This is a genomic window from Pseudomonas sp. JAI115 (assembly GCF_014200835.1).
In the GTDB taxonomy this organism is placed as follows: domain Bacteria; phylum Pseudomonadota; class Gammaproteobacteria; order Pseudomonadales; family Pseudomonadaceae; genus Aquipseudomonas; species Aquipseudomonas putida_A.
Genome location: NZ_JACHCY010000006.1, coordinates 136,282 through 148,545, shown reverse-complemented (window position 1 = coordinate 148,545; position 12,264 = coordinate 136,282). Strand labels below are relative to the sequence as shown.

At 61.1% G+C, this 12,264-nt stretch carries 6 protein-coding genes; 3 read left to right on the top strand and 3 right to left on the bottom strand.

Annotation, left to right across the window (positions count from 1 at the left end; all coding sequences use genetic code 11):
- Positions 1-106 precede the first annotated feature (106 nt).
- Complete coding sequence (locus HDC30_RS16145) at positions 107-1,525, bottom strand: amino acid permease (protein WP_027612097.1); 1,419 nt, start codon at positions 1,523-1,525, stop codon at positions 107-109.
- Positions 1,526-2,149: 624 nt separating this feature from the next.
- On the opposite strand from HDC30_RS16145, the gene HDC30_RS16140 reads away from it, so the two are divergent.
- The 3 genes from HDC30_RS16140 to HDC30_RS16130 all read left to right on the top strand — a co-directional run bounded on the left by HDC30_RS16140 (position 2,150) and on the right by HDC30_RS16130 (position 10,911).
- A complete protein-coding gene (locus tag HDC30_RS16140; RefSeq protein WP_027612098.1) occupies positions 2,150-2,608 on the top strand; it encodes an REP-associated tyrosine transposase in 459 nt (152 codons plus the stop codon).
- Between the two features lie 341 nt (positions 2,609-2,949).
- Complete coding sequence (locus HDC30_RS16135; RefSeq protein WP_097086093.1) at positions 2,950-6,063, top strand: transglycosylase domain-containing protein; 3,114 nt, start codon at positions 2,950-2,952, stop codon at positions 6,061-6,063.
- Positions 6,064-6,228: 165 nt separating this feature from the next.
- A complete protein-coding gene (locus HDC30_RS16130) occupies positions 6,229-10,911 on the top strand; it encodes an NEL-type E3 ubiquitin ligase domain-containing protein (RefSeq protein ID WP_183783962.1) in 4,683 nt (1,560 codons plus the stop codon).
- 48 nt (positions 10,912-10,959) lie between these two features.
- Here the strand turns inward: HDC30_RS16130 and HDC30_RS16125 are convergent, their stop codons facing one another.
- Both HDC30_RS16125 and HDC30_RS16120 read right to left on the bottom strand, forming a co-directional pair.
- The gene (locus HDC30_RS16125; protein ID WP_183783961.1) at positions 10,960-11,451 is read right to left on the bottom strand and encodes a CS1 type fimbrial major subunit; all 492 of its coding nucleotides are present in this window, start codon (positions 11,449-11,451) and stop codon (positions 10,960-10,962) included.
- 1 nt (position 11,452) lies between these two features.
- Positions 11,453-12,211 carry a molecular chaperone gene (locus HDC30_RS16120; protein ID WP_183783960.1) on the bottom strand — a complete coding sequence of 253 codons (759 nt, stop codon included), beginning with the start codon at positions 12,209-12,211 and terminating at the stop codon, positions 11,453-11,455.
- Positions 12,212-12,264: the final 53 nt, after the last annotated feature.

The window sequence follows — 12,264 nt, the reverse complement described above, 5'->3', positions numbered from 1 at the left end:
CTTCGAGGTTTTTATCGCGCTTTCAGACCGGCGGTTACAGCTTCTGAAACGCCCATAAAAAACCCCGACCAATAGGCCGGGGCTTGTTTGTTACCTTACCGTTGACTTACGAGACCGAACGCACCGCACCCTGCGTTTCACCGGTCGGTTGCAGCTTGAACACGTAGAACAACACGGTCAGCAGCACCAGGAACACCGGCCCCACATATAGCGCCACGCGGGTGTCCGGGAAGTACGCCATCAGGCCGACCACCAGCACCAGAAACGCCAGCGCGAAGTACGAACTGACCGGATACAACCACATCTTGTATTTCAGGCCGGCACGTTCGCTGGCGCTCAGGCCTTTGCGGAATTTCAGTTGCGCCAGCAGGATCATCACCCAGGTCCAGATCGCGCCGAAGGTCGCAATCGACGTCACCCAGACGAAGACTTTCTCCGGCACCAGGTAGTTGAGCAGCACGCCGATCAGCAGCGCGAAAATCGACAGCAGCAGCGCGCGGCGTGGCACGCCATTGGAGGTCTTGGCGAACCCGGCCGGGGCCTGGCCGTTCTGCGCCAGGCTGTAGAGCATGCGCCCGGTGCTGAAGATGCCGCCGTTGCACGACGACAGCGCCGCAGTGATCACCACGAAGTTGATGATGCCGGCGGCGGTCTTGATGCCCAGACGCTCGAAGGTCATCACGAACGGGCTGCCCTGGGTGCCAATTTCGTTCCACGGGTAGATCGACAGGATCACGAACAGCGCGCCGACGTAGAACAGCAGAATGCGCCAGAACACCGAGCCGATCGCATCGGGAATGGTCTTCTGCGGGTTCTTCGCTTCACCGGCGGTCAGGCCGATCATTTCGACACCGAGGTAGGCGAACATGACCATTTGCAGGGACATCAGCACACCGGTCACGCCGTTGGGCATGAAGCCGCCGTGGGCCCACAGGTTGGAAATCCCCAGCGCCACGCCGTCGTTGCCGAAACCGAAAGCAATGATGCCGACGCCGCCGATGACCATGGCGATGATGGTGACGATCTTGATCAGGGCGAACCAGAACTCGAATTCACCGAAGGCTTTTACCGCGATGAGGTTGATCGAGCCCATGCTGATCAGCGCCGCGAGGGCCCAGATCCAGCGCGGTACATCGGGGAACCAGATGCCCATGTACACGGCGACGGCGGTGATTTCCGCGACGCAGGTCACCAGCCACAGGAACCAGTAGTTCCAGCCAGTGAGAAAGCCCGCCAGCGGGCCGAGGTAGTCCTGGGCGTAGCGGCTGAACGAGCCGGCCACCGGGTTGTGTACGGCCATTTCACCGAGGGCGCGCATGATCACCAGGATCGCCAGGCCGCCGAGAATGTACGACAGCATGATCGCCGGGCCGGCCATTTCAATGGCCTTGGCCGAGCCGAGAAACAGGCCGACGCCGATACAGGCACCGAGTGCCATCAGGCGAATATGCCGTTCGCCGAGTTCGCGTTTAAGCGGGCCGCCGTGAGCGGTCTCGCCATGGGGCAGGTGATTGCCGACTGGCATAGGGATACAACCTCGTCTTGTTATTGGATATGACCACCGTGTGTCGAAGCCCCGACCGATAGGCCTCAGCTTCCCGACACCGCGCCTGCTTCGTGGGCAGACACGTCATGCAGGACCCTGCCTGCAAGATCAGCGGGGCGTGCAGTATAGAAAGCTTGTCACAGGGCTTTTCACTCTATAAGTGACAACATTCAGCTAGAAGTCTCGGCAAAAAGCCGCTTTGCGGAGAGATATTACCTGATATGCGTAGGAATATTCACCACAAAAATCCCGGCGAGTATTGCACGATGATGGTGCACCGTCATGGCCCTGCTTTGGTGGTCTTGAAGATTAAACAGCTCTAAACCGGTACTCCTCAGTTCATATGGCCTATTGCGTTGAAAGCTTTCTGTGGTGAGGGGATTTATCCCCGATGGACTGCGCAGCAGGCCCAAGCTCTTAAAATGTGATCACCCTTGGTCAGGGCCGCTTCGCGCCCCATCGGGGATAAATCCCCTCGCCACACGTGACGTCAATATTCCCCGCCCCGCCTGAAAAACGAAAATTCCTACGGCATTTACAGACCCGGCTCAAGTAATCCGCCACTAGCCTTCAGGCCTTGATGACTGAACGCAGGGAGCGAACATGCCAGTCAAACCAAATTCCTACCGTCTTCGTTTAGGACGACATTCCGAAACAGACCGAGCCTATTTCGTCACTTCAGTGGTGTATGACCGCCACCCCGTATTTTCCGACTGGCGCACAGGCCGTTTATTGGTTGCAGAGTTTCGCCACGCCCATGAACAAGGCTTAGTAGAGTCCATCGCCTGGGTGGTCATGCCTGATCACTTTCATTGGTTGATGCAGTTGAAAAGCGACAATCTTGGCAAAATCGTTGGCGCGGTAAAGGCGCGCTGCACCCAAGCCGTTAACAGGAAAACCGGTCGTCGCGGTCGATTGTGGCAAACCGGCTATCACGACCGCGCCATCCGTGATGGCGAAGACTTGAAACCGTTCGCCCGTTACATCATCGCCAATCCGCTACGGGCAGGATTGGTGGAGCGGATTGGCGACTACCCGCTTTGGGACGCCTGCTGGCTCTAGGTCCATTACCTAAACTCAATCATGTCAATTCATCTGTGGTCAGGAGATTTGAATGTGGTGAGGGGACTTATCTGTGGCGAGGGGATTTATCCCCGATGGACTGCGCAGCAGGCCCAGCTATTAAAATGCGTAGCCCCTTGTTCAGGGGCCGCTTCGCGCCCCATCGGGGATAAATCCCCTCACCACAGATAAATCCCCTCACCACAGTTAACCTCCACTCAAAATAGCCAGCGACTCCAGTTTTGTTCAGATGGCTTCCCCGCACTTTTTTTTCCCCATCACCAACCACCGTCTAAGCTTCAGTCAAGTCCGATCAATCTGCGTGAATGGATCAATCGACTATGGGCGCTTTGTGGCAAACCGATTCGAGTAAAGCCGTGGTTCCGACTGAACGTGTGGATGAAGCGCCTGTCCCCCCAAAAAAACGCCGCAGCCGGCATGGCTGGAAGGCGTTCTGGTTATTGCTGCTGATTATCGCCATCGTGGTGGGTCTGGCCGCGAGCAAGGAGATGCGTACCTCGCGTTTCCAGTCCCGGGAGCTGAGCCAGTACGCCGCCTCGCTCAAATATCAGTTGGAGCCCGGCCCCAGCGAAGCGATCCGCTATCCGGGCAACGGGCCGTTCGATCTGCGTCTGGGCTACAGCTCCCTCGATGAATTCCTGCCACGCCTGCTCAAGCGCAATTATGTGATCACCGAACAGACGCGATTTTCACCCGCGCTGTTGAGCTACACCGACAAGGGCCTGTTCGTGCCCTATTCGGAAAAGATCCAGGCCGGGCTGTCGATCACCGATTGCCGCGCCGCGCCGTTGTATCAGTACAAGTATCCGCAGCAGCTGTATTCGAGTTTTGCGGCAATTCCGCCGGTGGTGGTCAGCAGTCTGCTGTTCATCGAAAACCGCTTTCTGCTCGACCCCAAGCAACCGTTGGCCAACCCGGCGGTGGACTGGCCGCGCTTCGGCATGGCCGCGTGGTCGCAAGTGGCGAAGTTGCTCCATCTGCCGGGGCAATCGGCGGGCGGCAGCACCCTGGCGACGCAACTGGAGAAGTACCGGCACTCGCCCGATGGCCTGACGGTGTCTGGCGCCGAGAAGATCCGTCAGATGATTTCCGCCAGCGTGCGTGCCTATCAGCCCGGCCCGGAAACCCTCGGCGCGCGGCAGAACATTATCCGCGACTACCTCAACAGCGTGCCGCTTTCCGCTGTGCCGGGGCACGGTGAAGTACACGGCATGGCCGAAGGTTTGCGGGTCTGGTACGGCAGCGATTTCAACCAGGCCAATGCACAGCTGAACAGCCCGGCCACCGATGCGAAAACCATGGCCGACAAAGGCCTGGCCCTGCGCGAAATGCTCTCGCTGATGATCGCCCAGCGCCGCCCTTCGCATTACCTGACCAAAGGCCGCGAAGAACTCGCCGACCTCACCGACAGCCACTTGCGCCTGCTCAAACAGGGCGGCGTGATCGACAGCGCGCTGGCCGATGCCGCACTGGCGAGCAAGGTCACTTACCGCGACTGGCAGACCCAGCCGACCCTTCAGCCGATCGAAACCAACAAGGGCATCAGCGTCGCCCGCAGCCGTCTGGCGAGTATGCTCAACCGTCCGCTGTATGACCTCGATCGCCTCGACCTCTCGGCCACCAGCACCTTGCAGGGCGAGTTGCAGACCCAGGCTACCGATTACCTGAAAAAACTCGCCGACCCCACGTTTGCCGGGCAGATCGGCCTGATTGGCGAACGCCTGCTCACCCCCACCAGCACCACCCAGGTGCGCTACAGTTTCACCCTGTTCGAACTGACCCCGGACGGCTCGCGGGTGCGCGTGCAGACCGACAGCACCGACCAGCCGTTCGACATCAACGAAGGCAGCAAGCTGGAGCTCGGCTCGACGGCGAAGATGCGCGTGCTCACCACTTACCTGCAGATCATCTCCGAACTGCACGACAAGTACGGCGCCATGAGCGTGCCGGAACTGAAGAAGGTCGAAGTACCGGATCAGGACCGCCTCAGCCAGTGGGTGATCGATTACCTGATCCAGAACAAGGACCACGACCTGTCGAAAATGCTCGGCGCCGCGCTCGACCGCAAATATTCGGCCAGCCCCGGCGAGGCGTTTTTCACCGGTGGCGGCCTGCATGTGTTCCACAACTTTCGCAAGGAAGACAACGGCCGCCTGCCGACCCTGCGCGATGCGCTGCGCGAGTCGATCAACCTGCCATTCATTCGCCTGATGCGCGACGTGGTGCGCTACGTCACCTACTCCGGCCCCAACAGCAGCGCCGAACTGCTCAAAGACGACCGCGATCCGCGACGTCAGGAATACCTGGCCAGTTTCGCTGACCGCGAAGGCACCTCGTTCCTGCTCAAGTTCTGGAAGAAGTACAAGAACAAGGACACCCAGGCGCGCCTCGACACCTTCCTCGACAGCATGCGCCCGACCCCGATCCGCATGGCCGCCGTGCATCGTTATCTGCTGCCCAATGCCAGTCAGGAAGATTTCAACAGCTTCGTCCGCGCACACCTCAAAGGCGCCAAGCTCACCGAGAAACTCACCGACGATCGCCTGATCCGGTTGTACGACGCCTACGGCCCGGGCACCTACGATCTGCCGGATCAGGGCTTCATCGCCAAGGTCCACCCACTGGACCTGTGGTTGATGGGCTATCTGCTGCACAACCCGGACGCCACCTTCAGCCAGGTGGTCAAGGCCAGCCAGTTCGAGCGTCAGGAAGTCTATAGCTGGCTGTTCAAGAGCAAGCACAAGGGCGCCCGCGACAGCCGCATCCGCACCATGCTCGAGATCGAAGCGTTCCTGGAAATCCACCAGCGCTGGCAGAAAGTCGGCTATCCGTTCGACCATCTGGTGCCGTCGCTGGCCACCGCCATCGGCAGCTCCGGCGACCGCCCGGCGGCGCTCGCCGAACTGATCGGCACCATCCTCAACGACGGCGTGCGCATGCCGACCCTGCGCATCGACAGCCTGCACTTTGCTGCAGACACCCCGTATGAAACGCGTCTGACCAACGACCCGCATGTGGGCAAACGGGTGATGCCATCGGAGGTCGCCACAGCGATGCGCGAGGCTCTTTCACAAGTGGTGGACTCGGGTACGGCGAAACGGGTGTCCGGCAGTTTCAAAACCGCCGACGGCACCCCGCTGGTGATGGGCGGCAAGACCGGCACCGGCGACAACCGCATCGAAGCCATCGGCTCCGGCGGGCGGATACTCAGTTCGAAGTCGATCAACCGTACCGCGACCTTCGTGTTCTACATCGGCAACAACCACTTCGGTACGCTCACCGCGTTCGTCCCTGGGCGCTCGGCGGAGAACTTCAAGTTCACCTCGGCGCTGCCGGTGCAAGTGCTCAAGGGCATGGCGCCGATCCTTTCGCCGTACCTGCAACCGGGCACACACACGATGTGCCAGGCGCCGGAGGTCACCGCCGCCCGCTAAGCCACGAAAGCAGCGTGGCGTGGTGGTAACTGTGTATTTTTCACTCCGTGTTTTTCGAAGCCTCCGCGCGTAACCCCGGCGCTTTCAACCGGGTATTTGCGCTTTTTTCACCCACTGTCCTTGCCTAGGCTGATCGTTCCATTTTTGATCAAGGACGATCCAGCAATGCCCACCCTTTCCCCGCAGGGGCAACCGCCACGCACGGCGCACCTCGTCTCACCGGATGTCAGTGTTCATTATCAGACGATCGAAAAAGCCATCCCGGCCTGGCTGCGCGCAAGCTCAGCAAAGCGGGTCAATGAATTGCAGCTGCACCGACTGAAACTGCCGGCCTGGTATCAAGAGGTATCGGACGCCGAACATCGGCGTCTGCAACAGCAGATGCAAAATGCCTGGAAAGCACAAAACGACGTGGACAAGGCCTTGAGCAGTCTGCAAGACGTCTACGCCTTCGCCAAACCGTTATTACAGCAGGCACTGCAACAGCGCTTCGGTGTCGAAGACGACGTCGAGAACACCTGGCTGCGCCTGTACGCCCCCGTCAACAGCGCGTGGTGGGCCCATGACTTTGCCGGTGCAACCACCAGCCGGACCGTCTCGCTGCTCGACGCTGCATTGCATAATTTCTCCCGCGATGAAGCGTTCAGCCCGGCCTCGGAGTTCATTACCCGCCCCGATGCCAACGGCCACTTCACGGTCAGGCCGCTCAAGCACAAAGTGAGTATCGAGCAGTTCAAGTCACTGTGCCGCGAGCTGAATATCGGCGCCCGATACGAGCAGCATCTCAATGATTTTCTGCGCTCGGGCAACCGTGTGGCCCGCCAGGTTTTGCAGTACCGGGTCATCTTCAGTCAAAAAAGTACATTGAGCGTCTGTGCCCAGTTGGCTCTGGCAAAAAAGGACATTGACCGCGACGCCTACGAGGTCATTCAGGGCATGCTCGATGACCGGCGCAACCTGCGCTGGCGCGGGCGTGCCATCAACTACTACAACCTCGCCATGATGGATACGGCGCTGACCGGTATCACCCTCATCGCCCCCGACGTGGACACCGCCAACGCCCCGGTCCCGGTGATTGCCTATGTGCCCCATGACCCGGAACACCCGCTCAAACAATACCCCTCGGCGCTGGACTTCATGGCGGAACTGACGCGGCAACTGCGTGACCGCGACGCTACCGGCAGCTATCAGCGGTTTTTCAGCCAGTTCGTCAACCATCAGCAGCGCGGGCATTTTTTTGCAGGCTTGAACGCCCGCCTGAGCACCGTGAAATGGCACGCCGTACCGCCGGGAACCCACCTGCCCAGTTGGCGCGAAACGCCTGTGGATCACCCCGACCTGCGCTTTCGCCTGACGAAAGTCCAGGACGACCGCGATACCCGCTACACCGGCAGTCTCTGGGCTTACTTCCATCAGCAGAAGCTCAACAAGATTTTCAATGACGCCCGGGAGATCGCCATTTCCACCGAGTATGCCGACCGCATGGCCCGTTGGGCCTGGTGGGACAACCTAGGGAAAATCCTCTCGGATATTTTCAACGTGGCGCTGCTGGTGGTGACCCCGCTGGTGCCGGGGCTCGGCGAATTGATGCTGGCCTACACCACGTATCAACTGCTCGACGGCGTCTTTGAAGGCATCGTCGACATGGCCGAAGGGCATTTGGCCGAAGCGGGTGAGCAAGCCATTGGCGTGCTGCAAAGCATCGTCCAGCTCGGCGCCTTCGCCGCTGGCGCCAGCCTGGGACGTGTCGCACGGGTCAAGCTGTCGTCGTTTGTCGAAGGCCTGAAACCGGTGCAGTTGGCCGATGGCCAGACCCGCCTGTGGCACCCGGATCTGGCGCCCTATCGCCTGCCGGAACAGACCCTGCCGAGCCCGGCCCGCCCGGATGCGCACGGCGTTCATACGCTGGGGGACAAACAATTGCTGCGCCTGGATCAACACGTCTTCGAGGTGACCAAGGATCCGGTTTCCGGGAAACACCGCCTGCGCCATCCGCGACGTCCCCGGGCCTACGCGCCGACGCTTGCGCACAACGCCGACGGGGCCTGGGTCTGTGAAACGGAAAACCCGCGTCTGTGGGACAGTCGAAAACTGCTGCGGCGCATCGGCCATCGCACCGATGGTTTCAGCGACGCGCAACTGGAGCACCTGCGCCTGCTGACCGGCACCGACGAGGACATGCTGCGTCGCATGCATGTCGACAACACCCCGCCGCCACCGTTGCTCAGCGACACGCTGGATCGACTCGGCCCGGCGCGCCCGGTGCAGCCCGACACGCCACTGTCGCCGGCGGCCAGCCAGGTGCTGGTGGATTGTCCACAGTTGACGCCGGTTCTCGCCGAACGGGTGGTGTCCCATGCCCGGCCGCTGGAACAGCAGCAAGCCACGACGCAGCGCCGTTTGCCCTTGCGTTTGCGCACGACCGCCCGCGAGGTGCAGTTTGAATTGCAGTCCGTGCGCGCCGCCCAGGGTTTGCAGCAGGAAGCCCTGAGCAATATCGACAGCGAACGGCTGATCCTCGGCGCGCTGCGGCATTACAGCGATACCTTCGGGGCGCTGCGGATTGAAATCCGTGAAGGCACGTTCGATGGCGAGTTGCGTTGCGAAGCCGGTGCCGCGGTCGCCGAGCGCGTCCGGGTGCTGGTGCGGGTCGCTGCCGATCGCTATCAAGTGCGCGATGGCGCGGACCTGCCGATCCACCCTGCCAGTGGCCTGTACGAGGCAATCCTGCAGGCGATCAATCACGATGGCCGCAGTGCCCTGGGGTATCGAACCGACGACATCGAACCGTTCAAGCAGTGGATCATCGCCAGAACCCAGGCCCCCAGCGAGCGGCGCACGCTACTCGCCAGTCCGCCGATCCGCCCGATCGCTGAATACAACACCCTGTTTCTGGTGCGCGGCCCGGGCCTGAGCCGCAATGCCGCCACGCTGGAGCAACGCATCCAGGATCTGCATCCGCATTTCAGCCCGAGCGAGGTCGAAGCGTTTGCCAATGCCCTGACCGAACGCGGCGAGCCGCTCAAGGCCATCGAGGCACATGAAGATGAACTCGATGAACTGCGGGTCATCGTCCATCGCTGGCGCTATCAGCAACCGCAGACCTGGGGGCCGGGCAGTCAGGGGTTCCGTGACGGTGGCGGGCTGCATATCTACGAAAGTCTGCTGGACTGCTTCGAACGCAAGAACGCGCACCTGGGCAACCGCGCCGATCCGTCCGCCTATGCGCTGGATCTGTCGCGGGAACTGCTCTCCACGAATCTGGAAACCTGGTGGGCGAAACGTCCACCGCTGAAGAAGTTTCTCGACAAGGTCACGCTGCTCAATCTCGACAACGCGCGGTTTTCCCCCGACGCCAACGGCCTGCTCAAAGACTTTCCGAACGTGGTCGAGCTGAGCGCCAAATACTGCGAGCTGACGCGCTTGCCGGACCGCATCGGAACCACAATGCGCCGCCTCGAACGTCTGCGCCTGAACAACAACCACATTGTGCTGGACCGCGCCGCCGTCGAACGGCTGGGCAGCCTGACCTACCTCGAAGTGCTGAGAATGGACGACAACCCGCTGGGGCTGTCGCCTGATCTGTCGCGCATGCCGCGCCTCAAGGTGGTGGCGCTGAAGAACACCGGCCTGACCAGCTGGCCTGACGGCATTCTGGCCAAGCCACGGCCACGCGGTTTGCTGCTCGATCTGCGCGGCAACCCGCTGACGGTAATCCCCGACGTGCCGAGCGGTTCCGATGCGCAATGGCTGGTGGCGCGCACGCGTCTGGACGTCGCCGCCCTGTCGGACCTCAACCAGTTGCGTTACCAGGACAGTCGCCGTTCGATGGCACTGCCACCGGAGCCGATCATGCCGGTCGCCATCCCGGGCACCTCGATCATCTCCAACTATGGCGCCGACTACTGGTCCGACGTGCCGGGCTGGGGCATTGATCGCGAAACACCGTGGACAGAGCTGGTGGAAGATCCCATGGCCGCACCGTTCATGGCGACGTTGCTCAGCGTGCGTGAGTTTGCCGATTTCCGCGCTGGCGGAACGGCGCGCGAGCAGTTGATGCAACGCGTCTGGCGCATGCTCGACGCCGTGCACGTCGACAGTCGCTTGCGCGAAAAACTGTTCACCATGGTGGTGGCGCCGGTGGACTGCGCCGATGCCGGTACGCAGCTGTTCAACCACATGGGGGTGAACGTGCTGGCCTACGAGGCGCATGCCTATTCGGTCGAGCCGAAGGAACTGGAACTGAAGCTGGTGACGCTGGCCAAAGGCGCGGCGCGCCTGGAACAGGTCAACGAAATCGCCCGGGCCGATGTCGCCAGCCGTGGCGGCAATCCCGACGACGTGGAAGCTTATCTGGCCTACCAGACCGGCCTGGCCAAACGTCTCGGCTTGCCCTGGCAGTCCGAGGGCATGCTGTACCGGGCGGTGTCCGGCGTCACTGACGCGATGATCGATCAGGCCTGCGACACGGTACTGGCGCTGGGTGAAGGTGATGGCCTGGTCAACCAGATGCTTGAGCTCGACTTCTGGAAAGAGTATTTGAGCGAGCGCTATCCCGTGCGCCTGGAAAGCAACAAGCGTCTGTTCCAGCACCGCTACGAAGCCTTTGAATCGCTGCGCGAGATCCAGCGCCAGTGGGTGCAATCGACCGTGGCCGAGGAACGCGCAGCCTTGCGCGAACAGCTCAAGACGTTGATGAACGATCTGCCGGCGCCGGCAACCGTGGTGTTCAATGAAGAACCGATCAGCGACGCGCTGTTCGACCGGCTGCTGGTCGATCTGGCGGATGACGAAAAAGAGCTCGCGCGTCGCCTGACCCGTGAAGCCCTGACCCGCGCCGGGCTTTGATAACGGCGTGCCGGCCTGCCCGTTGCACATCGGGCAGGCCGGGCAACCTCAGGGCGCCGCCGCATTGAAGATCAGGTGCACGTTGCCATAGTAATTCCCCGGCTTATAGCCGCCGGCGGGCGTGATCGGCTGGATCTCCAGCGCATAACGCCCGCCGGCCCTGGCCTGCTCCGCAGAAACCACCTGACGCGGCGTCTCGTGAGTCAGCACGGTATCGGCGAAGCTGACGCGCAGATAAATGTTCTGCTCCTCGCGACCATTGGACAGAAACGCGGCGTTCTCAAGGCGGGCCTCGATGGCACTGGTGTCGTGCCTGAGGTCGAAGTGTTTGCGCATTCCGCCGAGGCTCTTGGTGCTGATATTCCACGGCAGAATCTGCGCACGATGAATCCAGTTCGTTTCGGCCGGTATCACATAAAAACCCAGCGTCGGAATATCCACCGACACCTCGAACCGATGCTCTTCGCGTGCCGCAAACGATTCTGCGCTGAACAGGGTCAGCACGCCCGCGCACAGGATCATCAACGATGGCTTGATCATTTCAGGCCCCCCCTGATGATTGGCCGGCTACGCGCAGGGACTTCTTGCTGTCGCCTTCCACCAGATTGAAGCGGTATTCACGTCCGGCCTGCTTGTCGAACTCGAAACTGTTGCCTGCGCGGATGTGGTGTTTGGTGGTTGGCTGGCAGGTGGTTTCGTCTTTCAGCGCACAATTGCGGAACTCGTCGATCAGCACCACGGTGTTGCCGTTATTGCGCACTCGATACGTGGCCGGGGTGTCTTCGATCACGCTGTCGAAGCGACTGCTTTTCGGGCGCACAAAGAACACCGTACCGAAACCGGTCATGACGTTGACCCCGGCCGACAGCGTGGTTTTGTATTGCTCACGCTCTTCGGCGGACACGGCGAATTCGTCTTCCTTTTCCGGGACAACGGGGATGAACCGCACGCGGAAATAGCGCTCCCGGTCACGCTCGCCCATCATCAACAGACGCGTACCCTGCATGCCGTTGGCCGGCACGATCAGCCGCGCGGGGCTGGCCATCAGGCCGTCTCGACTGCTCATGTCGGCCTGGCTCCTGACCTCGATTTCCCGCGAGGTGCCGTCGGCGTCGTAGAGGATTTCGAGGATGTTGACCTTGACGAATGCAGTGCTGTCGCCGCTGTTGAATACCCGTTTCAGGTAAGTGCTCTTGTCACCGTCGAGGTAGTCGTAGACCGTCCCGACATTGATCTGCGGGCCGGCCTGCAGGGCAAAGGGCAGCCCGCTCAAAACCATCAATAACACCAGACGCTTCATCACCTTGATTCCTTGGTCGTTGAACACAATGCCGATTCGACTCATCGATACGC